General features: G+C 63.3%; 18 protein-coding genes. 9 read left to right on the top strand and 9 right to left on the bottom strand.

Annotated features, from left to right (window positions below; genetic code table 11):
* Positions 1–4: 4 nt before the first annotated feature.
* Positions 5–1402 (bottom strand): L-lactate MFS transporter, encoded by a 1398-nt coding sequence (locus BG60_RS07750; protein ID WP_008347689.1) that lies wholly within the window; start codon positions 1400–1402, stop codon positions 5–7.
* Between the two features lie 552 nt (positions 1403–1954).
* On the opposite strand from BG60_RS07750, the gene adh reads away from it, so the two are divergent.
* Together adh and BG60_RS07740 are read left to right on the top strand one after the other, a co-directional pair.
* Positions 1955–3475, top strand: a complete 1521-nt coding sequence (gene adh, locus BG60_RS07745; RefSeq protein ID WP_008347691.1) for an aldehyde dehydrogenase — start codon at positions 1955–1957, stop codon at positions 3473–3475.
* A 56-nt stretch (positions 3476–3531) separates the two neighbouring features.
* Positions 3532–3921 (top strand): DUF779 domain-containing protein, encoded by a 390-nt coding sequence (locus BG60_RS07740; protein WP_033536247.1) that lies wholly within the window; start codon positions 3532–3534, stop codon positions 3919–3921.
* 3 nt (positions 3922–3924) lie between these two features.
* On the opposite strand, the gene BG60_RS07735 is transcribed toward BG60_RS07740, so the two are convergent.
* From BG60_RS07735 to BG60_RS07715, 5 genes are all read right to left on the bottom strand, one after another.
* Positions 3925–4704: an enoyl-CoA hydratase gene (locus BG60_RS07735; RefSeq protein ID WP_008347695.1), complete on the bottom strand. Its 780-nt coding sequence runs from the start codon at positions 4702–4704 to the stop codon at positions 3925–3927.
* 14 nt (positions 4705–4718) lie between these two features.
* Positions 4719–6362: an acyl-CoA synthetase gene (locus tag BG60_RS07730; RefSeq protein ID WP_008347698.1), complete on the bottom strand. Its 1644-nt coding sequence runs from the start codon at positions 6360–6362 to the stop codon at positions 4719–4721.
* A gap of 120 nt (positions 6363–6482) precedes the next feature.
* Positions 6483–7118 carry a glutathione S-transferase family protein gene (locus tag BG60_RS07725; protein WP_008347700.1) on the bottom strand — a complete coding sequence of 212 codons (636 nt, stop codon included), beginning with the start codon at positions 7116–7118 and terminating at the stop codon, positions 6483–6485.
* Positions 7119–7133: 15 nt separating this feature from the next.
* The gene (locus tag BG60_RS07720; protein ID WP_008347701.1) at positions 7134–7760 is read right to left on the bottom strand and encodes a glutathione S-transferase family protein; all 627 of its coding nucleotides are present in this window, start codon (positions 7758–7760) and stop codon (positions 7134–7136) included.
* A 59-nt stretch (positions 7761–7819) separates the two neighbouring features.
* A complete protein-coding gene (locus BG60_RS07715; protein ID WP_008347703.1) occupies positions 7820–8596 on the bottom strand; it encodes an NAD(P)H-dependent oxidoreductase in 777 nt (258 codons plus the stop codon).
* A gap of 92 nt (positions 8597–8688) precedes the next feature.
* Between BG60_RS07715 and BG60_RS07710 the strand changes: the two genes are divergently transcribed.
* The 6 genes from BG60_RS07710 to BG60_RS07685 all read left to right on the top strand — a co-directional run bounded on the left by BG60_RS07710 (position 8689) and on the right by BG60_RS07685 (position 15793).
* Positions 8689–9585 (top strand): LysR family transcriptional regulator, encoded by an 897-nt coding sequence (locus BG60_RS07710; RefSeq protein ID WP_008347704.1) that lies wholly within the window; start codon positions 8689–8691, stop codon positions 9583–9585.
* Positions 9586–9781: 196 nt separating this feature from the next.
* Positions 9782–11020, top strand: a complete 1239-nt coding sequence (locus BG60_RS07705; protein ID WP_404989959.1) for an ABC transporter substrate-binding protein — start codon at positions 9782–9784, stop codon at positions 11018–11020.
* Between the two features lie 113 nt (positions 11021–11133).
* Positions 11134–12009 carry a branched-chain amino acid ABC transporter permease gene (locus BG60_RS07700; protein WP_008347709.1) on the top strand — a complete coding sequence of 292 codons (876 nt, stop codon included), beginning with the start codon at positions 11134–11136 and terminating at the stop codon, positions 12007–12009.
* Positions 12010–12011: 2 nt separating this feature from the next.
* Positions 12012–12938 (top strand): branched-chain amino acid ABC transporter permease, encoded by a 927-nt coding sequence (locus tag BG60_RS07695; RefSeq protein WP_008347710.1) that lies wholly within the window; start codon positions 12012–12014, stop codon positions 12936–12938.
* Positions 12935–14449 (top strand): ATP-binding cassette domain-containing protein, encoded by a 1515-nt coding sequence (locus tag BG60_RS07690; protein ID WP_034470999.1) that lies wholly within the window; start codon positions 12935–12937, stop codon positions 14447–14449. The genes BG60_RS07695 and BG60_RS07690 overlap by 4 nt, the downstream gene beginning before the upstream one ends.
* 207 nt (positions 14450–14656) lie before the next feature.
* Positions 14657–15793 carry a porin gene (locus tag BG60_RS07685; protein ID WP_008347714.1) on the top strand — a complete coding sequence of 379 codons (1137 nt, stop codon included), beginning with the start codon at positions 14657–14659 and terminating at the stop codon, positions 15791–15793.
* A gap of 7 nt (positions 15794–15800) precedes the next feature.
* Here BG60_RS07685 and BG60_RS07680 read toward each other — a convergent pair whose 3' ends face one another.
* Entirely contained in the window at positions 15801–16829 is a 1029-nt protein-coding gene (locus BG60_RS07680; RefSeq protein WP_174447711.1) for an aldose epimerase family protein, read from the bottom strand.
* Between the two features lie 13 nt (positions 16830–16842).
* A complete protein-coding gene (locus BG60_RS07675; RefSeq protein WP_008347718.1) occupies positions 16843–17517 on the bottom strand; it encodes an HAD family hydrolase in 675 nt (224 codons plus the stop codon).
* Positions 17518–17693: 176 nt separating this feature from the next.
* Here BG60_RS07675 and BG60_RS07670 point away from each other — a divergent pair, with 176 nt between their 5' ends.
* Positions 17694–18812: a 3-deoxy-7-phosphoheptulonate synthase gene (locus BG60_RS07670; RefSeq protein WP_008347720.1), complete on the top strand. Its 1119-nt coding sequence runs from the start codon at positions 17694–17696 to the stop codon at positions 18810–18812.
* A 105-nt stretch (positions 18813–18917) separates the two neighbouring features.
* Here the strand turns inward: BG60_RS07670 and BG60_RS07665 are convergent, their stop codons facing one another.
* Positions 18918–23789, bottom strand: a complete 4872-nt coding sequence (locus tag BG60_RS07665) for a response regulator (RefSeq protein ID WP_008347722.1) — start codon at positions 23787–23789, stop codon at positions 18918–18920.
* Positions 23790–23960 lie beyond the last annotated feature (171 nt).

The raw sequence follows: 23960 nt of genomic DNA, 5'->3' as shown, positions 1-23960 counted from the left end.
ATTCCTAGATTGCGGTCTGCGCCGACGTGTTCATGTGATGCTTCTCATGCACGCGCGAGACGAGCAGATTGCAGACGAAGCCGATCACCAGCAGCGCCGCCATGATATGCAGCGTCATCGTGTACGCCTCTGCGCCCACGACGCCGTGCGAAACCTGGAACGCGCGCACGTAGTTGACGAGCACCGGACCCGCGACGCCCGCCGCCGCCCACGCGGTGAGAAGCCGGCCGTGAATGCCGCCGACGAATGCCGTGCCGAACATGTCGGCGAGATACGCGGGAATCGTCGCGAAGCCGCCGCCGTACATCGAAAGGATGATGCCGTACGCCAACACGAAAAGCGCGATATTGCCGGAGCCCGCGAATTGCGGCACAAGGAAATACAGCACCGCGCCGAGCGTGAAGAACACGAAGTACGTATTCTTGCGGCCGATCCAGTCCGACGCCGACGCCCACGCGAATCGCCCGCCCATGTTGAAGAGCGACAGCAGCCCGACGAAGCCCGCCGCCGCGCCCGCCGTGATCGACGCCTTGAAGCTTTCCTGAATCATCACCGACGCCTGGCCGAGCACGCCGATGCCGGCCGTCACGTTCAGGAACAGCACGAGCCACAACAGATAGAACTGCGGCGTCTTCAGCGCCTGATCGATATGCACGTGGTTCTTCGTGATCATCTTGTTGGACGTCGCGGGCGGCGTCCAGCCAGCCGGCTTCCAGTCCGCCGGCGGGATGCGGATCGCGAGCGCGCCGATCGTCATCGAGATGAAATAGAGCACGCCGAGCACGAGGAACGTCTCGGCAACGCCCGAGCTCGTCGCGCTCTTGAAGTGGTTCATCAGCGCGACGGAGCCGGGCGCCGCGATCATCGCGCCGCCGCCGAAGCCCATGATCGCCATGCCGGTTGCCATGCCGCGACGGTCCGGAAACCAGCGTATCAGCGTCGAAACCGGCGACACATAGCCGAGCCCGAGCCCGATGCCGCCGATCACGCCATAGCCGAGATACAGCAGCCAGATCTGATGCAGATAGACGCCGAGCGCCGAGACGAGAAAGCCGCCGCCGAAGCAGCAGGCCGCGGTGAACATCGTGCGGCGCGGGCCGACTTTTTCCAGCCACTTGCCCGCGAATGCCGCCGACAAGCCCAGAAACACGATCGCGAGCGAGAAAATCCAGCCGAGCGTGGTCAGCGACCAGTCATCCGGCGCGGACTTCGTGATACCGATAACCTTCGTGAGCGGCGCATTGAACACCGAGAACGCATATGCCTGCCCGATGCACAGATGAACAGCCAGCGCGGCGGGCGGCACCATCCAGCGCGAAAATCCGGGCCGGGCGATGGTCGCCTCCTTGGAAAAGAAATTTGTCGGGCCGTGGGCGGCCCCTTGATTGATTGTGCTGTTCATTGTGGTCTCCGTGGCGCGTCATGCATGCACGTGCGCGCACATCGTTTACTTTGACGTGCCGTCCGGGGTCGCCGGACAGCAGCCCGCCGTGGTCATGCGCTCGGCGATACGGTCCGCATCGCGCGCTCGCAAGGCCATTTCGCGCCGCTCACATGCGATGGAACCACATATAGATGCGACGCTTTGCCACGGTTGGGCATGACCATAGACAACTGCGATGCCCTTTGCAATATGAACACTCGTGCCATAAGCGTTTGCCCGCAGCGTGTCTGTGGTTTGCGCCACGCTCCGCGCGCATTGCGGAGGCGATGACGTCCGTCGATGCCGCTGTACCGCATCGCTACAGAGCGGGGCAGGTGTTCTGAATGTGAACAGGTCCCATCGCCCTCGTACAAACCCTGACGATGTGCCGCGAAACCGCATGACGATGCGGCTCGCGCGGGCGTCGCATCGTGCCGCGCGCGATGGCATGGAACTCGCAAACAGAAGCGACCGGCGCCGGACATCGGCAGTGCCGGCCCGTTCACGTCGACATGCGAGGAGCACATAGAAATGAATCACGCGGAGATGCAGTTCCTGAGCACCGAATATCCGTACAAGAAGCAGTACGGCAACTTCATCGGTGGCAAGTGGGTGCCGCCGGCGGGCGGTGAGTATTTCGACAACATCTCGCCGATCACCGGCGAGCCGTTCACGTCGATTCCGCGTTCGCGCGAAGCCGACATCGAAGCCGCGCTCGACGCCGCGCACGCAGCGAAGACGTCGTGGGGCAGAACCTCCGTCACCGATCGCGCGAATCTGCTGCTGAAGCTCGCCGATCGCATGGAGCAGAACCTGTCGCGTCTCGCGCTGGCCGAATCGATCGATAACGGCAAGCCGCTGCGCGAGACGATGGCCGCGGACATTCCGCTCGCGATCGATCACTTCCGCTATTTCGCGAGCGCCGCGCGTTCGCAGGAAGGCGGCATTTCGGAGATCGATCACGATACGGTCGCGTATCACTTCCACGAGCCGCTTGGCGTCGTCGGGCAAATCATTCCGTGGAATTTCCCGATCCTGATGGCCGTGTGGAAGCTCGCGCCCGCGCTCGCGGCCGGCAACTGCGTCGTGCTGAAGCCGGCCGAGCAGACGCCCGCGTCGATTCTCGTGCTGCTCGAAATCATCGAAGACATCTTGCCGCCGGGCGTGCTCAATGTCGTCAACGGCTTCGGTCTGGAAGCGGGCAAGCCGCTCGCATCGAACAAGCGCATCGCGAAGATCGCTTTCACCGGCGAGACCACGACGGGCCGACTCATCATGCAGTACGCGAGCCAGAACCTCATTCCGGTGACGCTGGAACTGGGCGGCAAGAGCCCGAACATCTTCTTCGAAGACGTGCTCAACGCCGACGACAGCTTCTTCGACAAGGCGCTCGAAGGCTTCACGATGTTCGCGCTGAATCAGGGCGAAGTGTGTACGTGCCCGTCGCGCGCGCTCGTGCAGGAATCGATTTACGAGCGCTTCATGGAACGTGCGCTCAAGCGCGTCGCGGCGATCGCGCAGGGCCATCCGCTCGATACGAAGACGATGATCGGCGCGCAGGCTTCGCAGGAGCAACTGGAGAAGATCCTGTCGTACATCGATCTCGGCAAGCAGGAAGGCGCGCAGTGCCTCTCCGGCGGCGAGCGCAACACCTTCGACGGCGAACTGAAGAACGGCTATTACGTCAAGCCGACGGTCTTCAAAGGCCACAACAAGATGCGTATCTTCCAGGAGGAAATCTTCGGGCCGGTGCTTTCGGTGACGACGTTCAAGACCGAGGAAGAAGCGCTCGAGATCGCGAACGACACGCTGTACGGTCTCGGCGCGGGCGTGTGGACGCGCGACGGCACGCGGGCGTATCGCTTCGGCCGCGCGATTCAGGCGGGACGCGTGTGGACCAACTGTTATCACGCGTATCCGGCGCACGCGGCGTTCGGCGGTTACAAGCAATCGGGCATCGGCCGTGAGAATCACAAGATGATGCTCGACCACTATCAGCAGACGAAGAACATGCTCGTCAGCTATAGCGACAAGCCGCTCGGCTTCTTCTAAAGCGTGTGAGGCCGCCGCTGCTTCCCGCGGCGGCCGATCAAACCGACGGGGACATCATGAGCGAACAGGAAGTGCAGCGCGTGACCGCGACGCCCGCCGCCATCGACTTGATCGAAAGGCTCAAGGCCGAGCATGGCGAGGTGCTGTTTCATCAATCCGGCGGATGCTGCGACGGCAGCGCGCCGATGTGCTTTCCAGTCAGCGAATTCATGGTCGGCGGCTCGGACGTGAAGCTCGGCGCGATCGGCGGCGTGCCGTTCTACATGACCGAATCGCAGTACGAGTACTGGCAGCATACGCAGCTCATCATCGATGCCGTGCCGGGCAATGGCGGCATGTTTTCGCTGGAACGCCCGAGCGGTTTGCGCTTTCTTACGCGCTCGCGTCTGTACAGCGACGAAGAGAACGCGTGGCTCGACAGGCATCCGGTCGAGCACGTGAGCTGAGCGTCATTTCCAGCGCGGCGCGCGCTTTTCGATGAAGGCTTGCGTGCCTTCGAGCGTGGCGTCGTGCATCATGTTGCAGGCCATCGTTTCCGATGCGAGCGCGTATGCCGCTTCGATGCCGGTTTCGAGTTGCCGATAGAACAAGCCCTTGCCCGCCGCGACCGCTTCGCGCGGCTTGGCGGCGATGGTCGCGGCGAGCGTGCGCACGGTATCGTCGAGTTCGCCAGGCGATGCGACGCGATTCACGAGGCCGCGTTCGCGCGCGGTGGCCGCATCGATGAACTCGCCGGTGACGAGCATTTCGAACGCGGCCTTGCGCGATACGTTGCGAGACAGCGCCACGCTCGGCGTCGCGCAAAAGAGCCCGAGATTCACGCCCGATACCGCGAAACGCGCTTCGCTCGATGCGACCGCGAGATCGCACATCGCGACGAGCTGACAACCCGCCGCCGTCGCGATGCCTTGCACGCGCGCGATAACGGGCTGCGGCATGCGCTGGATCGTCAGCATGATGCGCGAGCAGTGCGCGAAAAGCTCGCGATAGTAATCGAGCGCGGGCTCCGCACGCATCTCTTTGAGATCGTGCCCGGCGCAAAACGCGCGGCCTTCTCCTGCGAGCACGACCACGCGCGCATCTGATTCGGCGATGTCCTTCAATGCGCGTTCGAGCGCTTCGAGCATCGATTCAGATAAGGCATTGAACGCATCGGGCCGATTCAGCGTGAGCCTGACGGCACCCTTGATGTCATACGCATCGCGTTCGATCAGAACGAGTTCGCTCATTGTCGTGGTCTCCATCAGACGTCGATCGCGGTGACGGACCCCGCGCGCTTGCGCAACTCGAACTTCTGGATCTTTCCCGTCGATGTCTTCGGCAGTTCGCAGAACTCGATCGCGCGCGGCACCTTGAAGCCGGCGAGATGCTTCTTGCAATGCGCGATCAACTCATCCGCGCTCGCGTGCGCGCCGCTTTTCAATTCGACGAAAGCGCAGGGCGTCTCGCCCCAGCGCGTATCGGGCTTCGCGACGACCGCGACGGCAAGCACCGCCGGATGCCGGTACAGCACGTCCTCCACTTCGATGCTCGATATGTTCTCGCCGCCCGAGATGATGATGTCCTTGCTGCGATCCTTGATGCGTACATAGCCGTCCGGATACGCGACGGCGAGATCGCCGGTATGGAACCAGCCGCCGCGAAACGCTTCTTCGGTCGCGGCCGCGTTCTTCAGATAACCCTTCATCGCGATGTTGCCGCGGAACATGATCTCGCCGATGGTCTCGCCATCGGAAGGCACGAGTTCCATCGATATCGGATCGCGCACCGTGACCGCATCCTGCAAGTGATAGCGCACGCCTTGCCGCGCATTCAATCGCGCGCGCTCGCCGATATCGAGCGCGCTCCATTCGGCCTGCTGCGGGCAGACCGTGGCCGGGCCATAAACTTCCGTGAGCCCGTACACATGCGTCAGTTCGAAGCCCATGCGCTCCATGCCTTCGATCATCGCGGCGGGCGGCGCGGCGCCCGCGACCATCGCATGGACTTTCTGATCGAAGCCGGTCTTCATGTCGTCGGGCGCGTTGACGAGCAGGTTCTGCACGATCGGCGCGCCGCAATAATGCGTGACGCGCTCGCTGCGAATCAGATCGAAGATGGTCTTCGCATCGACGCGGCGCAGGCACACGTTCACGCCCGCGCGCGCGGCGACGGTCCACGGAAAGCACCAGCCGTTGCAATGGAACATGGGCAGCGTCCACAAGTACACGGCATGCTTCGGCATGTCCCATTCGAGGATATTGCTCACCGCATTCGTATACGCGCCGCGATGGTGATACACGACGCCCTTCGGATTGCCTGTCGTGCCCGACGTGTAATTCAGACAGATTGCGTTCCACTCGTCGGATGGCGGCGACCATTCGTATGCGGGATCGCCGCTCGCGAGCAGCGCTTCGTATTCGATTTCGCCGATGCGCTCGCCCGCGCCCGCGTACTGCGGATCGTCGACATCGATGACCAGCACGTCCTGCGGCACGTCTTTCAGCGCGCGGCGCGTCACGTCCGAGAACTCGCGATCGACGAGCACCGCCTTCGCTTCGCCGTGCGTGAGCATGAACGCGAGCGTGGCGGCGTCGAGCCGCGTGTTGAGCGTGTTGAGCACGGCGCCCGTCATCGGCACGCCGAAGTGCGCTTCGACCATTTCGGGCGTGTTCGGCAGCATCGCGGCGACGGTATCGCCGAGGCCGATGCCGCGTGCCGCCAGCGCCGATGCGAGCCGCCGCGTGCGCGCGTAGGTGTCGGCCCAGTTGCGCCGGACATCGCCGTGCACGATAGCGGGAAGCGTCGGATATACGGACGCCGCGCGCTCGATGAACATGAGTGGCGTCAGCGCCGCGTAGTTGGCGGCAGTTTTGGGAAGGCCATCGTCGTACATGCTGGCGGTCATGATTATCTCCTCGGGCGCGAATCCATCGGATGGCGTCAGTGTCGCTCACGTTTCTTAGAAGATCGTTATCACGCGCGCAACTTACGTTAGCCTGACGCTCCGACTCATGGTTTGCCCTGATCAGCCGAGATCGTCGAGCTTGACTTCGAAGCCCCGCTTCACGCCCGGGCGCGCGAAAAGCGCCTCGTACCAGCGCTTGACGTTAGGGTAATCATCGAGCGAAACCTGATGACGTTCATGCCGCCACGCCCAGCCGAGAATCGCGAAATCCGCGACGGACATATCGCCCGCGACGCATTCCACTTGCGCGAGGCGCTTGTCGAGCACGCCGTACAGGCGGCGCGTTTCGTCGGAATAGCGCTTCAAACCATAACGCCGGTCGCTTTCCGCTTCGACCATGCGGAAGTGATGCACCTGTCCCGGCATCGGGCCGAAGCCGCCCATCTGCCACATCAGCCATTCGAGCACGGGCACGCGATCGCGCAAATTCGCGGGCAGAAACTTGCCCGTCTTCTCGCCGAGATAGAGCAGGATCGCGCCGGACTCGAACACGCTGATCGGCTGGCCGTCGGGTCCGTCCGGATCGACGATCGCCGGAATGCGATTGTTCGGGCTGATGCGCAGAAACTCAGGCGTATGCTGCTCGCCCTTCGTGATGTTCACCGTTTTCACGGTGTACGGCAGTTGCATTTCCTCCAGCGCGACGCTGATCTTGCGTCCGTTGGGCGTGTTCCAGGTATGCAGTTCGATGGTCATGGCAGTCCGTCCCGTTCAGGTCAATGCAGGCGAGACGTGACGCGCGAAGCCCGGACGCTGCGTGATGCCCACATACCAGCGTTCGAGTTCGGGAAGCGCGGGGCGAACCAGCTCCGCGATGCCGAACCAGCGGCGCGCATACGCGGCGACGACGAGATCGGCGAGCGTGAACGTGTTGCCTTCGAGATAGTCGCGGCCCTTCAGATGCGCATCGATAACGCGCCAGAGCTTTTCCACCTCGCTCGCGGCGGCGGCGAGTTGCTGCGCATCGCGATCCGCGGCGCTCGTGCGGATATAGCCCCAGAAAACCGGACGTTCGGCGGGCTGCAGGGTCGAAAGCGTCCAGTCGAGCCAGCGGTCCGCGCTCGCGCGCACTTTCGGCTCGGCGGGATAGAGCGTGCTGGCACCGCCGTATTGCATCGCGAGATAGCGAATGACCGAGTTCGACTCCCACAGCACGAAGTCGCCGTCGACGAGCGTGGGCACGCGGCCCATCGGGTTCATCGCGAGATAGTCGGGCTCGTTGTTGCGCCCGAATTGCAGGCCCGCGTCGATGCGCTCGTACGCGAGCCCCAGTTCATCGCAGCACCACAGCACTTTCTGCACATTGACCGAGTTGGCCCGGCCCCAGATCGTCAGCATTCGATGTCTTCCTCCGTACTTGTCGAAGGATCCATCTTAGCTGTGTTTCGCGTTTTGCCTCAGTCGATGTGCGCCGCGAAACCGGTCTTTCCGGCTGCGAGTTCGTCGCGCAGCGTGAGCTGAGGAATCGCGTAGTCGCCGTGATTCTGCTTGCGGAATGCAATGGGCGCATCGTCCCAGAGACGGTCGAGACGCCGGCCGAGGGCATCGTATGTGGCTTGCAGGCGCGCTTCATCCATGCGATGCGTTTCATAGAGAACGAACGGCGGCAGCACATCGAAGCCTGGATAAAAAAGCATCCCGTGCTGGATGTGAAAGAGAATATCGTCGATGGGTCCATTGATGCCGCGCGGACTGTAATGCGATTCCCAACCGCCCGTCGTGACGACGATCATCGCGCGCTTGCCCGCCATCAGACCTTCGCCGTAGCGGTCGCCCCAATGCGTGTCCGAATGCTCGCCGACGCCGTAGCCGAAGCCGTACGCATAGACGCGCTCGACCCAGCCCTTCATGATCGCGGGCATCGAGAACCACCACATCGGAAATTGCAGGATCAGCGCGTCGGCCCAGCGCAGCTTGTCCTGCTCCAGCTCGATGTCGCGGCTTTGCAGGCCGTTTTCGAACGCGTGCTTCGAATCGAGGCTCGCGTGAAACGGCGTATCGGCCTTGCGGTCGCGCACGTCGTTCGCATCGAGCGGCGCCTTCCAGTTCATTGCATACAGGTCGGAGACTTGCACGCTATGGCCGTTCGCGCGCAAACGCTCTACGGTGAAATCATTGATGGCGCCGTTCAGCGAGCGGCGTTCCGGATGGGCATACACGATCAGCACATTCATGAGGCTTTCTCCACTTCGTTTCTGGAATGGAGACCAGCTTAAGAGCCTCTCGGGTATATTGGAAATGAATATCTGAAATTGCAGGAATTGCCATGACTAATACCTTGAGAAGGCTCGATCTGAACTTGCTTCTCACGCTCGACGTTTTGCTTGCCGAACAGAACGTCACGCGTGCAGCCGAGCGCCTTCATTTTTCGCAACCTTCCGTGAGCGTGCATCTGTCGAAGCTGCGCGACATCTTCGGCGATCCTCTGCTGTTGCCCGGCCCGCGTGGCATGCGCCCGACAGCGCGAGCGGAAAGTCTGCGCGAGCCGTTGCGCGAAGCGCTGGCATCGCTCGAACGCGCGGTGTCGCCGGAAGCCGCGTTCGATCCCGCCATCGCCGACAACACATGGCGCATCGCCGCCACTGACTACAGCGAATCGACCGTGCTGCTGCCTGCGTTGAGCGGCTTGCGCGCCGCCGCGCCGCACACGCGGATCGCCGTGCTGGAGATGTTGCCGCCGCGTCTTGCGAAGCAGGCGGAGAACGGCGAGATCGATCTCGCGTTTCACATCACATCGCCCGAGATGGCCAATTTTCATCAGCAAGCGCTCTTCACGGAAAGCTATGTGCTCGTGGGACGCAAGGATCATCCGCGATTGAAGCGGCGTCCGACGCTCGCGCAGTTCTGCGCACTGGAGCATGTGATCGTGTCGCCCGATGGCGGCGGATTCTTCGGCCCGACGGATGACACGCTCGCAACGTTCGGCATGAAGCGGCACGTCGCGCTGTCGGTGCCGCACTTCCTCTTCGTGCGCTCCGTGCTCGCGACGACCGATCTGGTTTCGATGCAACCGGCGAGGCTCGCGAAGCGCTGGCCGGAGTTGCGCATCGTCGCGCCGCCCGTCGACGTGCCCGGCTACGAGATGTCGATGTACTGGCATGAACGCGTGCATCGCGATCCTGCGCATCGATGGCTGCGTGAGTTCATCGCGCAAGCTGTTTGAAAGAATGACGCTGCATTGATGATCTTTTCGCATGATCGTCTTTATCGTTATTACTGATTCAGTGCTCGAAAGGCGAGTGCTACTGTTTGTCGGCAAATCCTTAATTGCTGCATGTGTCATGTGTCTGGCTGGCGTCGCTCCATGATCGAATACACAGAGGAGACTGATGATGTCAAAGCGCAAGACGTGGCGGGGAATGAGTACCGTCATTGCAACGGGTACGGCGATGGCGGCCTTGAGTCTCACGGTCACGGCGCACGCGGCAGGGGAGCCGATCAGGATCGGCGTCATCAGCGAAGAGTCCGCGGTGGCGGGCGCTTCGATCAGCAAGGCCGCGCAACTCGCAGCGGAGGAGATCAACGCGAAGGGCGGTGTCGATGGCCGGCAAATCCAGATCATCGCGTATGACGATCACTCGTCGGCATCGGACGGCGTGCGTGCCTTTCAGCGCGCCGCGAGTCAGGACAAGGTGGTCGCGATCATCGGCAGCTACATCAGCGAAGTCGCGCTCGCGATGGAGCCATGGTCCGCGCGCCTGAAGATGCCTTTCATCACGCCGGGCGCGGCGAGCAACGAAATCTCGAAGCGCGTGCATGACGACTACGATCACTACAAGTACACCTTCCACGGCTGGATGACGTCTGCGTTCATCGCGCAATCGATCTGCGATTTCTCGCATGACGTGCTTGTCGGCGAGTTCAAGATGAAGACGACCGTCGTGATGAGCGAGGACGCCGCGTGGACCAAGCCGCTCGACGAGCGCTACCTCGAGTGCCTGCCGAAAGCGGGCCTCAAGGTGCTGGATCACATCCGCTTCAATCCGGACACGTCGGACTTCACGCCGATCTTCAACCAGATCGAAGCGAAGCATCCGGACACGATCACGACGGGCATCAGCCATGTCGGCGTGCAGCCGACCGTCCAGTGGCACGATCAGCAAGTGCCGATTCCGATGTCGGGCCAAAGCTCGCAAGCTACGACCACGAGCTTCTGGAAGGACACCAACGGCGCGACCGAAGGTGTGATCACCGCATCGGCGGCGGCGCCGGGCGTCGCGTTGACGCCGAAGACCGTGCCCTTCGTCGAGTCGTATCAGAAGCACTTTGCCGGCGTATCGCCCGCGTATGACGGCTTCACGAGCTATGACCTCGTGTACATCATCGCGGATGCGATTCATCGCAATCAAGGCTCGACCGATCCCGACAAGATGGTCGATGCGCTCGAAAAGACCGACTATGTCGGCACCATCGGACGCTGGCAGTTCTACGGCAAGAACGATCAGTTCACGCACGCGTTGAAGTACGGCGAAGGCTATATCACCGGCATCAACCTGCAATGGCAGAACGGCAAGCAAGTGGCGATATGGCCGAAGTCGGTGGCGAACGCAAAGGTCAAGTTTCCGGCCTTCGTGAAGGTGCAGGCAGCCGCGAACTAAGCGCGTTTGCGTCGTCGCGACGCGCGTGCGCTGCCGATAGCGCGCGCCTTGCGGCGCATGTTGCGGGGACCGGTTCCACGTTGGCATCGACATGGAAGACATAAAGGGCCGCTATGTTGCCACTGCAAATACTCATCGATGGCTTCGCGATCAGCTCGCTCTACGCGCTCGGCGCGATCGGCTTCACGCTGATATTCGGCGTATCCGGCGTGCTCAATCTCGCGCATGGCGGCGTGATGCTGGTATCCGCGCTGCTCGGCTGGGCGCTCGCGGGCGAAGCCGGATTGGGCACCTATCTCGGCACGCCGCTCGGCGTGGTCTGCGGGATGATTGCCGCATACGTCACCTATTTCATGGTGGTGCGGCCCATTCAACGCTCGACTGCGATCCCGCGTGAAGAGAAAGAGATCTTCGTGCTCACGGGCACGCTGCTCTGGGGCATCATGATCCAGCAGGGCATGGCGTATCTCTTCTCCGATAACCCCATCACGATGCGTCCGCTGATTCCCGGCGTCGCGAGCGTCGCGGGCGTGCGCGTGCCCTATAACGAGATCATGATCGCGGTCGTGTGCTGGGTCGTGATCGGATTGCTGTGGCTCTTCGTGAATCGCACGAAGGCGGGCAAGGCGCTGCTCGCGGCGTCGATGAATCCGCGCGGTCTCACGCTGCTCGGCTTCGAGCTGTCGAATATCTATCTGCTTGCGTGGACCATCTACGGTGTGCTCGCGGGCATCGCGGGCGTGCTGCTCGCATCGTTCCTTGGCGTGAGCACGAACAACACCGGACAGCTCACGGCGAGCGCGTTTTCCATCGTCGTGCTCGGCGGCCTGGGCAGCGTGTCGGGCTCGTTGATGGCCGCGTATGTCGTGGGTTATCTGGAGACCGTCACGGCGTACCTCATCTCGCCGACGCTGCGGCCATTGCCCGCGCTGCTGCTGCTCGTGCTCGTCGTATATGTGCGGCCGCAAGGCTTTCTCGGACGGCGCTAATCATGAAAGACATCGTTCGTTCGCGCTTGATCTGGGCTGCGGTCCTGCTCGCGATCGTCGGCGCGACGCTGCCGTGGTGGCTCACCGGGTATATCCTCGGCGTGCTGACGGTCGCGTATTACTTCGGCGTCTTCGCGATGTCGTGGGACTTGCTCTTCGGCTTCGCGGGCGAAGTGAATTTCGGACCGACGTTCCTGATCGGGCTCGGAGCGTATTCCGCCGCGATACTGAACGCGCACGCCGCCGCGCCGATACCGGTATGCGTGATGGCCGGCGGCCTCGTCGCGCTCGTCGGCGGCCTGCTGCTCGCCGTGCCCGCATTGCGATTGCGCGGACCGTACTTCGGTCTCGTCACGCTCGTCGCGGTGTTGCTGCTGCAGAACGCGATCGTGATCTTCGCGGGCGTCACCGGCGGCGAGATCGGCATGATGGTGCCCGACGTGATGTCCGTCGATGCGAGCCACAACTACTGGATCGCGCTCGCGTTCCTCATCGTCTGCGCGATCATTCTGTTCGGCTTGTCGCGCTCGGCCATCGGTCTCATTCTGCAGGCGAGCGGGCAGGATACCGTCGGCGCGCAGGCGCTCGGCTTCAACGTCGTGAAGCACAAGCTCGCGGCGTTCTGCATCAGCGCGGTGTTCTCAGGCGTCGCGGGCGCGATGCTCGTGTTCTATCAGGGCACGGCGTCGGTGAGCACGGTGGTCGATATCGGCATCGGCGTGCAGATCATCATCGCGGCTGTGCTCGGCGGCCGGCGCACGATACTCGGCGCGGTGCTCGGCTCGATCTTTCTCATCGTCGCGGGCGAATTCCTGCGTCCGCTCGGGCAGATCAATACGTTCGTGGTCGCGGCTGTCGCGCTCGCGGTCATCCTGTTCTTTCCCGATGGATTGCTCGGCAACATCCTGCGTGTGAGGGAGCGCGAATGAGCGATACACCTTTGCTTTCGGTGCGCGGCCTCACGAAGCGCTTCGGCGGTCTCGTCGCGGTGAAGGACATCGGCTTCGATATCGAGCCCGGCGAGATACTCGGCCTCATCGGTCCGAACGGTTCCGGCAAGTCGACGGTGATGAAGCTCATCATGGGCATCGAGCGGCCCAACGCGGGATCGATCAAGGTCGATGGCGTCGAGATGGCCGGATGGCTGCCGCATCGAATCGCGCGCGCGGGCGTGGGCATCGTGTTCCAGCATTCGCGGCCGCTGCATCGGCAGACAGTGCTCGAACACATCAAGCTCGCGCTATTGCCCGATTCGCTCGTGAAGCTCGCCGCCGATCCGCATGTGAATCGCCGCGCACGCGAGATCGCGGAGCGCGTCGGACTCGGCAAGGTGATGCATCGTCATCCGGCGACGCTGCCCTTCGCCGATCTGCGTCGCATGGAGATGGCGAAGGCGATCGCACGCGATCCGCGTGTCGTGCTCGTCGACGAGCCTTTCGCGGGTCTCACCGCTGCCGAATCGGAAGCGTTCTCCGAACTGATTCGCGGCTTTCGCGCGGAAGGGCGCGCGGTGCTGCTCGTCGATCACAACGTGAAGAGTCTCGCGGCGCTCGCGGATCGCGTGCTTGCGATGTATCTCGGCGAGTACGTCGCGGAAGGCACCGCCGAAGAAGTGATGCAGAACGAGACCGTGCGGCGCGTCTATCTCGGCGGCAAGATCGAGGCACGCGAGCGTGGCGCGGAAGTCGTGAGCAACAAGCCGTCGATTCTTCAGGTCGAGAGCGTCGGCGTGTTGTACGGCAAGGCGCGCGCGCTCGATAGCGTGGACATGCATGTGCGCGAAGGCGAATTCGTATCGGTCGTCGGATTGAACGGCGCGGGCAAGACGACGCTCTTCAATGCGATTTCCGGACTCGTGGCGTATCACGGAACCATTCGCTACGGCTCGCGCGATTTGAAAGGCATGAGCGGCGCGGCGATCGCGCGTGGCGGCATCGTGCAGTGCCCGGAGACGCGCGAGCTGTTCGGCGACATGACCGTGCGCGAGAATCTCGATCTCGGCGGCTATCATCTTTCCGACAAGATGCGCGCCGATCAGCTCAAGTGGCTCTTCGAACTCTTTCCGATACTCGAATCGCGTCAGGCGCAGACCGCGCGCACGTTATCGGGCGGCGAGCAGCAGATGCTCGCGATCGCGCGCGCGCTGATGATGCAGCCGAAGCTCCTCATCCTCGATGAGCCGACGCTCGGCCTCGCGCCGGTGATTCTCGAGCAACTGTCGAAGGCGATGGAACGGCTGCAGAAGACCACGCCGATCACCGTGCTGCTGGGCGAGCAGAACGTGACGTTCGCGTTGCCCCATGCGGACCGCGTGTATGTGCTCGAACATGCGCGCATCGTGTGGGAGGGCAGTCCGTCGCGCTTCGAGAAGGAGATGGGACGAGGCTTTCTCGAAGCGGTGCCGTCGGAGGCAGCGCAAATTGCGCAGGCGAAAGTTTGAAGCGTAGCGCGCGCAACTAAACACGCGCGCCTTGTTGCCTAAAACGCCACACGTATTGCACCGAATGGGCATCGCGTCATTTGATGTGTTAAAAAACCGCGAGCTTTCGATGCGTCGCGCCAAGCTGCTTTAGCCAAGACAGTTATCTGAAAGGCGACGCGTCGAAGCCATGAAAAACGGCTAACGAATACGCGCTCCCAATACATCATGAAGACATTCACATCGCGTGCCATCGCGGGCATCGGCGCGTCGGTCGTCGCGCTCGCGTGTCAATCCGCATTCGCGCAAAGCTCGGTCACGCTGTACGGCGTCGCCGATGTCAGCGTGCGTTACCTCACGAACGCCAACGCCAACAACGACGGCAAGCTGTTCATGACGAACGGCGCCATTACCAATAGCCGCATCGGCTTCAAAGGCGTCGAAGATCTCGGTGGCGGCCTGAAAGCGATCTTCCAGCTGGAAAGCGGCGTGGAACTGGAAAACGGCCAATACTCCGACAGCGCTCGCGCATTCAATCGCGCGGCTTTCGTCGGCCTGTCGAATCCATATGGCACGCTGACGCTCGGCCGTCAGAAGACGCCGCTCTTCGACATGCTCGGTGACGTCTACGATCCGCTCACGGTCGGCAATTACTTCGAGAACGCATGGTTGCCGGTTGCGTTGGGCGCGGGTCTCTATGCGGATAACGCCGTCAAGTACAACGGCACGTTCGCGGGCCTCACGATCGGCGCGATGTACTCGTTCGGCACGAACTATACGTCGACGGGCGCGGGCGGCTTCTCGGGCCAGGTTCCGGGTCATATGGGCGCGGGCAACATGTACGGCTTCACGGCGTCGTATGCGATGGGCCCGCTGTCCATCGGCGGCGGCTATCAGCAGAACAGCGACAACGCCGCGAACAAGCAGAAGATCTGGAACGCGAACGCGGTCTATGCGATCGGCGCGGCGAAGCTCTATGTCGGCTATCTGCATTCGACCGATGACACCGGCTTCGTCGACAGCATCCTGCAACAGCGTGGCCTCGTATCGGGCACGGATATTCTGAAAGGCTCGGGCCGTCGCGACGATGGCCCGTTCGCGGGCGTCACCTATCAGGTCACGCCGGCGCTGTTGCTCACGGGCGCGTTCTACTACGACCACATGAAGAACGCGGCCATCGGCGGCGGCGCGACGGGCAGCGGCAATCGCTATACAGGTGTCGCGCTGGCGGAGTACGCGCTGTCGAAGCGCACGGAAGTCTACGGCACCGTGGACTTCAACAAGGTGACGGGCGCGGCGGATGTCGAACTGCCGGGCCGCTCGAATCAGACCGGCGTGTCGATCGGCTTGCGCAATATCTTCTGATGACGCTTCAGCGCACGCGCAATGTATAGCGCGTGCGCTGACGATACACGTCGCCGGGCCGCAAGACAGCGCGCTCGCTGTCTTGCATGTTGATCTCGTTGGGAAAGCCGCCCGCTTCCAGGCACAGTCCCGCCTGCTTGCGATAACGCGAACCGCCGCGCGCGGGCACATCTTCCAGATAATTCCCCGAGTAGAACTGCAAGCCGCGCGCATCGGTCGACACGCTCAGTTCGCGTCCGCTCGATGGATCGAACAGCACAGCGACCGTGCGCGGTTCGTTCGCTTGGTCGCTCAACACGTAGCAATGATCGAAGCCGCCCGCGATCGCGAGTTGCGGATGAACCGCATCGAGACGCGTACCGATCGATGCAGGCCCGCGCAAATCGAACGCGCTGTCCCCGACGCTTTCGCGCGCGATTGGAATCGAGGTCGCATCGATTGCGAAGTACGTATCCGATGCAATCGATATCTCATGGTCGCGAATGCTCGCGCCGTCGTTCAAATTGAAGTACGCGTGATTGGTCAGGTTGATGGGCGTCGGCGCATCGGTGCGAGCTTCGTAGTCGATCGATAACGTGCCGTCGTCATCGAGCGCATAGCGCACGGTCACATCCACATTGCCGGGAAAGCCAGAAGCGCCCGCAGGCGATTGCAGCGTCATGACGAGCGCGCCGTTCGCCGCCTGCACACGCCACATCTGCCGATGAAAACCCGCCGAGCCGCCATGCAGAAGATTCGCGCCTTCGTTGCGCTCCGCCTGATGCGCGATGCCATCGAGCACGAAGCGCGCATCGCGGATGCGATTCGCCCAGCGCCCGATGATCGCGCCCATGAACGCGCTGCCGTTGCGGTAATCGTCGGGCATGTCGTGACCGAGCAGGACATTGGCGAGATGTCCATCGCGATCGGGCGCGAGCCATGAAACGAGCGTCGCGCCGAGGTCGCTGATATCGACAGACATGCCCGATGCATTGCGCAACGTGTAGAGATTCGCGTCGCCCCAGGGGCGAACGTCGATGGAAGAAGAGGTCGTCATGCGCGAGATCATCTCATGGCCGCGCCGCGACTTCATCGAGATGCAACAGTAAGTCCGCTGGATCTTCATACACGCGCAACGCGCCGGAGCGCTCGAGTTCATCGCTGCCATAACCGCCCGATAGCAAGCCGACGCCGAGCGAGCGGCAACGGCGCGCGGCCAGCATGTCCCAGATGCTGTCGCCGACGACGACCGTATGCTCGATCGGCACGTTCAGACGCTCGGCGGCGGCGAGGAACAGATCCGGATCGGGCTTTGCGTACTTCACCATGTCGCGCGTAACGACCACTTGCTTCGACGGATCGACGCCCAATGCTTCGAGATTGACCTGCGCGGTTTCCATGCGCCCGCTCGTCGCGATGGCCCAGCGCGTGCCGGCGTTCGTCAACGCTTGCAGCAATTCGCGCGCGCCGGGCAGCGGACACACCTGCGCGCGCAGCCGCTTGTACGCCTCCGCATGCAACTGACGCAGCCGCTCGACGCGATCCGCGCTGATCTCGCCGTGCGTCTCGCGCAGTAACTGATTGGTGAAGAGTCCGCCGCTCATGCCGATCTTGCGGTGAATGCGCCACACCGACAACTCGATGCCCTCGGCGTCGAGCGCTTCTTTCCACGCGAGCACATGTTGATAGACGCTGTCGACGAGCGTGCCGTCGAGGTCGAATAGAAATGATGTTTCGATGCGCATGGTCTGCTCCCTTTGATCGAGTTCGGGCGTGTCGTATCGCTTCATCATACGCACGATCGGGCAAACAGGCTGTTCCAGGTGCGATAATGGATGTTTGCGCCGCGAGCCGGTTATATCGCGGAATCGCCGCATGAAGTCCCTGAATTTTGCATCAATTACGCATCACGGAGCCTATCTTGACCCGCATCGACAATCCCTCCCGCGATCAGGAGGCAGGCGTGGCCGACTCCACGCAAGACACGACCCGCATCGACGATACGCGCATCGGCGCGGTGCGTCCGCTGATCTCGCCCGCGTTGCTGCTCGATGAACTGCCGGTCACGCCCGGCGTGCAGACCCTCGTCGAGGAAAGCCGCGCGGCCATTGCGAATATTCTGCATGGCCGCGATGACAGGCTCGTCGTCGTCATCGGTCCGTGTTCCATCCACGATCACGATCAGGCGATGGAATACGCAGAGCGTCTGAAGAAAGTGGCGTACGAACTGCGTAACGATCTCTTCATCGTGATGCGCGTGTACTTCGAAAAGCCGCGCACGACGGTAGGCTGGAAGGGCTATATCAACGATCCGCGTCTCGATGGCAGCTTCCGCATCAACGAAGGACTGCGCCGCGCGCGCGAACTGCTTCTCGACATCAGCGGCCTCGGTCTGCCCACCGCGACCGAGTTCCTCGATCTGCTCAGCCCGCAATACATCGCCGATCTCATCGCGTGGGGCGCGATCGGCGCGCGCACGACGGAGAGCCAGAGTCATCGTCAGCTTGCGTCGGGGCTTTCTTGTCCAATCGGCTTCAAGAACGGCACCGATGGCGGCGTGCAGGTTGCCGCCGACGCAATCGTCGCGGCGCGCGCGAGCCACGCGTTCATGGGCATGACAAAGATGGGCATGGCGGCGATCTTCGAGACGCGCGGAAACGACGACTGCCACGTCATTCTGCGCGGCGGCAAGAAGGGGCCGAACTACGACGCCGAAAGCGTCGCGGCGGCGTGCGGCGCGCTCTCCAAGCTCGGCCAGCGCGAACAGGTGATGATCGATTGCTCGCACGCCAACTCGAACAAGTCGCATCTGCGTCAGGTCGATGTCGCGCAGGACATCGCGCGGCAACTGGAGGCGGGCGAACGGCGCATTACCGGCGTGATGATCGAGAGTCATCTGGAAGAGGGCCGTCAGGATCAGAAGCCGGGCGTGCCGCTCAAGCACGGCGTATCGATCACCGATGCATGCCTTGGCTGGACGCAAAGCGAACCTGTGCTCGAACTGCTCGCTCAAGCAGTGAGAAAACGCCGCGCGGGGTGATGACAAAAAACGTGGGCGCGGCAAGGGAAGCGTTTCCGTTCGCCGCGTTCACGGCGACGACGGGCGATGCATCGAAGTTCGATGATCGCGTGATGTGACAAGCCCCTACCGCGCCACCGCCGCATTCAGCGCATTGAGCAACGCCAGCGGATCGAATGGCTTCTTCAACTGAATCGACTTCGGCAATGCGCGACGCTCGTCCTCGCTGAGCGCGAGGTCGTAGCCCGTCACGAACACGACGCCCAGTCCCGGCGTTTTGCGGCACGCCGCGATAGCCAGTTCCACGCCGGACTGCCCGGCAAGATCCACATCCGTCAGCAGCAATTCGAAGCGATGCTCGCGCATGAGCGCCAGCGCTTCATCGACGCTGCCCGCTTCCGTCAGATCCAGCCCGAAGGTGCGCAGCAATTCGGCGGTGCTATCGCGCACGAGTTCGTTATCTTCGACGAACAGCACGCGCATTCGCGAGAGCGCATCGTTTTGCGCGACGCTCGGCACGCTGACATCGGCGCTGGCAGGCGCGCCCGCCGATGCCCTCATGCGTTGTCCCAGAACCTGCCGCACCTTGCGCGCCAAAGCCTCATGCGTATAAGGCTTGCTCAGCAGATCGATGCCTTCGTCGAGCCGCCCCGCATGCACGATCGCGTTGTCCGTATAGCCCGACGTGAACAGCACCGCGATACCCGGCACGCGTTCACGCGCCTTGCGCGCCATTTCGTTGCTGCGCAGCGGGCCGGGCATCACGACATCGGTGAAGAGCAGATCGACGGGCACGCCGCTTTCGACGATCGCCAGCGCGCTCTGCGCGTCCTTTGCCCGCAATACGCGATAGCCCAGATCCGCGAGCATCTCGACGACGGTCGCGCGCACTTCCTCATCGTCCTCGACGACGAGAATGGTCTCGCTGCCGCCCTTGGCCGGACCGGCATCGATGGTCGTTTCGATATCCTCTTCCTCGCGCGCGCGCGGCAGATAGATACGCACCGTCGTACCGTGCCCTTGCTCGCTGTACACCTTCACGTGGCCGCCGGACTGCTTGACGAAGCCGTACACCATCGAAAGGCCGAGGCCCGTGCCTTGTCCTTCGCGCTTGGTCGTGAAGAACGGCTCGAACGCGCGTTCCTGCACTTCGGGCGACATGCCCGAACCGGTGTCGGTCACGGCGACCATCACGTACTGGCCGGGCGCGACGTCGGCGTTGCGCATCGCGTAGGTTTCGTCGAGCGATGCATTGCCGGCTTCGATCGTGAGCTTGCCGTGACCGTTCATCGCGTCGCGTGCGTTGATCGCGAGATTGAGCAGCGCGTTCTCGACCTGGAATGGATCGACGAGCGTATTCCACAATCCGCCCGACACGATGGTTTCGATCTCGATGCCATCGCCGAGCGCACGGCGGAACATGTCGTCGAGGCCGCGCACGAAGCGGCCCAGATTCACGACCTTCGGCGCGAGCGGCTGGCGTCGGCCGAACGCGAGCAATTGCGACGCGAGATTCGCGCCGCGCGCGACGCCCGCGAGCGCGCTTCGCACGCGCTGCTCGGGCTTGTCCTGTCCGGCGACGTCTTTCGCGAGCAATTGCAGATTGCCGCCGATCACCTGCAGCAGATTGTTGAAGTCGTGCGCGACGCCGCCCGTCAGCTTGCCGATGGCTTCCATCTTTTGCGCCATGCGCAGCGCTTCTTCGGCGTGGCGCAGCGCGTCGGCGGTTTCGCGGTCGGATGTGACGTCGCGGCCCACGCCATGAATGCGCCGCGTGGCCGGATCGAGCGATACGGTCCACGCGATCCAGCGCCAGCCGCCGTCCGAACGGTTCATCCGGCATTCGTAGCGCACCGGCAAGCCGTTCGCGCGCAGCTTGCCGAGTTCCTCGGCGGCGGCGGGCGCGTCGTCGGGATGAAGGAGGTCCATCACCGTGTGCGAATGCAGGCGCTGCGAGTCGAAGCCGAGCACCGTCGTCCATGAAGGACTCACGCGCAGCAGCGCGCCCTCGAAGCTCGCGACGAAGAACAGATCTTCGCTCAACTCCCACAAACGATCGCGATCCGCGACGGCATCCGCGACGCGGCGTTCCAGCGTTTCGTTCAGATCGCGCAGCGCGTCCTGCGCCTTCGTGCGCTGGGCGATCTCGTCCTGCGCGGCCTGAAAGAGCCGTGCATTGTCGATGGCGATCGCCGCTTGCGACGCGATGCCCGTCAGAATGCGCTCCGAGCGCTCCGTGAAGACGCCCGGCTCGGGATGCCCGAAGAACAGCCCGCCGAGCACTTCGCCCGTGCGCGAGAGGACCGGCGCGGCGAGATAGCTGCACACCGCGAGATGGCCCTTCGGCATGCCGTGATGCGGCGCGTTGTGTCCATAGCGCGGATCTTTCGTGATGTCGTCCGAGCGCACGATGCCTTCGCCCGCGAACGTCGGACCGAATACGGCCGTGTTGCGCGGCATCGGAAATTTGGCGAACGTATCCTTCGGCACGCCCGACAGGGTGTAGAGCGTGTAGCTGCCGCCCTTGTCGTCGAGCACGTTGTAGAAGAACGAGCCGAAGGCGGCGCCGGTCAGCTCCGTCGCGGCATCGACGACGACCTGCACCGCGCGGCTCAGATCGAGTTCGCCCGCGACCGCCGTGCCGACGCGATTGAGAATCTCCAGCGTGCGCGATTCGTCGCGCAGCTTCTGTTCGGTCGCGCGACGCAGCCGCGCGAGCCGCAGATTGCTCGCCACGCGCGCGAGCAGTTCGCGTGCGGAAAAGGGCTTGGTCAGATAGTCGTCCGCGCCCGCTTCGAGGCCGTCGACGCGCGCTTCCTCGCCCGCGCGCGCCGAGAGCAGCACGACAGGCGTTTCGCGCAGCGCTTCGTCTTCGCGCAGCGCGCGCACGAGCGCGAAGCCGTCGAGGCGCGGCATCATCACGTCGGAGACGATGACTTCCGGTCGCACGTCGCGCGCGATCGCGAGCGCGGCTTCGCCGTCGGCGGCGACGTTCACGTCGTGGCCCGCCGCGATCAGCATGCGGCGCATGTAGTCGCGCAGATCGGCGTTGTCGTCGACGATCAGCACGCGGCCCGGCAACGCATTGGCGAGCGCCGGGTCGTCGGCCGCGTCCGCGCCGAGCGGCGCGTCTTCCTCGCTTTCGACGACCGGCGGCTCTCCGTCCGGCATCCAGCGCATGGCGGCATCGACATACGAGCGCGCGCGGATGCTCGCTTCGGCATGGGGCGCGGCTTGCGCATCGAACGCCGATTCGCGCGACGAGGGCAGCGTGACGGTGAAGCACGCGCCTTCGCCGAGCGTGCTTTGCACGCGGATCATGCCGCCGTGCAGCTTGACGAGCTCGTGCACCATCGCAAGGCCGATGCCGCTGCCTTCCACCGAACGGCCCGCCGCGCCCGTCACGCGATGGAAGCGCTCGAACACGCGCGTGAGCTCGTCTTCGGGAATGCCGATGCCGGTATCGCGCACGCTCATTTCGATGCTGCGATCGGCGTTCGCGTGCAGCGAGATGCGGATGGCGCCATCGAACGTGAACTTGAACGCGTTCGACAGCAGGTTCATCACGATCTTTTCCCACATGTCGCGGTCGATGTCCGCGATCACCGGCGCCTGCGCGATATCGATCTCGAGGCGCAGGCCGGCCGTTTCGATCGCCGAGCGAAACAGCGACGCGAGCTCGGCGGTGAATACGGCGATATCGGTCGGCTGACGATGCATCTCGATGCGCCCGGCCTCGATGCGCGAGAAATCCAGCAGCGCGTTGACGAGCTTCAGGAGCCGCAGGCCATTGCGATGCATGATCTCGACGAGCCGCAAATCCTCGCGGCCTACGCGTCCGGGACTGGCCAGCAGTTCTTCGAGCGGACCGAGCATCAGCGTGAGCGGTGTCCTGAACTCGTGGCTGATGTTGGAGAAGAACGTGGTTTTCGCGCGGTCGATTTCGGAGAGCGCTTCGGCGCGGCGGCGCTCTTCCTCGTACGCGTGCGCATAGCCGATCGCCGCGCCGATCTGGCCCGCGACCAGATTCATGAACGCGCGATAGGCGTCGTCGAAAAGCCGGTAGGGGTTCAACGCCGCGATCAGCACGCCCGCGCGGCCCGTCTCGCCCGAAGGCGCGATGGGCGCGAGCACCGCGCTCGAAGGCGCGACGTTCCACGCGCCGGTCGGCAGCGGCGCATCGACGAGGCGTTCGAGGTTCGTCACCACGCGCGCCTGGCCGTCGCGCAGCACGCTTTGAAACGGCCACAGCTCCGCGTGCGACGCATGCAGCGTTGCGGGCGCGGCCGCGTGGCCCGGCGCGATGCCGCACGCGCCGGCGAGCGTCGCCATGTCGCCGCCCGGCTCGGCGATGTAGAGCAGCGCGAAGGGCATGTCGCGCGATGCGCCTGCGAGCGCGTTCATCGACAGTTCGCATGCCTCGCGCCACGAGCGCGCATCCGCCGCCGATGCGGCCAGCTCGCGCAGCACGTTAAGTTGACGTTCGCCGAGGACGCGCTGCGTGTCGTCGCTGTTCGCGCAGATGATGCCGCCCGCGCCGCCGCGGTCATCGGGAATCGGGCTATAGGAGAACGTGTAATACGTTTCCTCGGGAAAGCCGTTGCGCTCCATGATGAGGAGCTTCTGTTCGACGAATGTCCCTTCGATGCCCGCGAGCGCCGTGTCGAGCAGCGGGCCGATATCGTTCCAGATTTCGCGCCACACGACCGAGGTCGGCTGGCCGAGCGCATGCGGATGCTTGCCGCCGATGATCGACTTGTACGCGTCGTTGTAGAAGAAAAGCAGGTCCGACCCCCAGCCGACCCAGATCGGCTGGCGCGACGTCAGCATGATGCGGATGGCCGTCTTGAGACTTTGCGGCCAGTTTTCGGGCGAGCCGAGCGCGGTCTGCGTCCAGTCGAAACCGCGGATGAGCGCGCCCATTTCGCCGCCGCCCAGGAGGAAGCTCGGGTCGAGCCCGTTCATCCTCGTATCCGCGATCAGGTTTTCGGCTTTCATCGACGCTTGATCTCCTCGCCCGGCCTCTCGATAAGGCGATGCAGGTTTGTCAGGGACGCTGCCCGTCGTAGGGTTCGAATCGTTCATGTGCGCTTCCGGACGCGGGTGCGAACGATACCGGATTCTCGCACGGAAAACCCATTTTCTTGCAATGGCCGCACGCGCGTCAGC

Origin of the sequence: Caballeronia zhejiangensis (assembly GCF_000698575.1) — a bacterium.
Classification (GTDB): domain Bacteria; phylum Pseudomonadota; class Gammaproteobacteria; order Burkholderiales; family Burkholderiaceae; genus Caballeronia; species Caballeronia zhejiangensis.
Note: the sequence above shows the minus strand (reverse complement) of the source record. Positions and strands in the feature narration are given on the sequence as shown.

Coding starts and splice junctions, on each gene's coding strand:
- BG60_RS07750 (WP_008347689.1), bottom strand. CDS start 1,402: ATGAACAGCACAATCAATCAAGGGGCCGCCCACGGCCCGACAAATTTC.
- adh (WP_008347691.1), top strand. CDS start 1,955: ATGAATCACGCGGAGATGCAGTTCCTGAGCACCGAATATCCGTACAAG.
- BG60_RS07740 (WP_033536247.1), top strand. CDS start 3,532: ATGAGCGAACAGGAAGTGCAGCGCGTGACCGCGACGCCCGCCGCCATC.
- BG60_RS07735 (WP_008347695.1), bottom strand. CDS start 4,704: ATGAGCGAACTCGTTCTGATCGAACGCGATGCGTATGACATCAAGGGT.
- BG60_RS07730 (WP_008347698.1), bottom strand. CDS start 6,362: ATGACCGCCAGCATGTACGACGATGGCCTTCCCAAAACTGCCGCCAAC.
- BG60_RS07725 (WP_008347700.1), bottom strand. CDS start 7,118: ATGACCATCGAACTGCATACCTGGAACACGCCCAACGGACGCAAGATC.
- BG60_RS07720 (WP_008347701.1), bottom strand. CDS start 7,760: ATGCTGACGATCTGGGGCCGGGCCAACTCGGTCAATGTGCAGAAAGTG.
- BG60_RS07715 (WP_008347703.1), bottom strand. CDS start 8,596: ATGAATGTGCTGATCGTGTATGCCCATCCGGAACGCCGCTCGCTGAAC.
- BG60_RS07710 (WP_008347704.1), top strand. CDS start 8,689: ATGACTAATACCTTGAGAAGGCTCGATCTGAACTTGCTTCTCACGCTC.
- BG60_RS07705 (WP_404989959.1), top strand. CDS start 9,782: ATGAGTACCGTCATTGCAACGGGTACGGCGATGGCGGCCTTGAGTCTC.
- BG60_RS07700 (WP_008347709.1), top strand. CDS start 11,134: ATGTTGCCACTGCAAATACTCATCGATGGCTTCGCGATCAGCTCGCTC.
- BG60_RS07695 (WP_008347710.1), top strand. CDS start 12,012: ATGAAAGACATCGTTCGTTCGCGCTTGATCTGGGCTGCGGTCCTGCTC.
- BG60_RS07690 (WP_034470999.1), top strand. CDS start 12,935: ATGAGCGATACACCTTTGCTTTCGGTGCGCGGCCTCACGAAGCGCTTC.
- BG60_RS07685 (WP_008347714.1), top strand. CDS start 14,657: ATGAAGACATTCACATCGCGTGCCATCGCGGGCATCGGCGCGTCGGTC.
- BG60_RS07680 (WP_174447711.1), bottom strand. CDS start 16,829: ATGACGACCTCTTCTTCCATCGACGTTCGCCCCTGGGGCGACGCGAAT.
- BG60_RS07675 (WP_008347718.1), bottom strand. CDS start 17,517: ATGCGCATCGAAACATCATTTCTATTCGACCTCGACGGCACGCTCGTC.
- BG60_RS07665 (WP_008347722.1), bottom strand. CDS start 23,789: ATGAAAGCCGAAAACCTGATCGCGGATACGAGGATGAACGGGCTCGAC.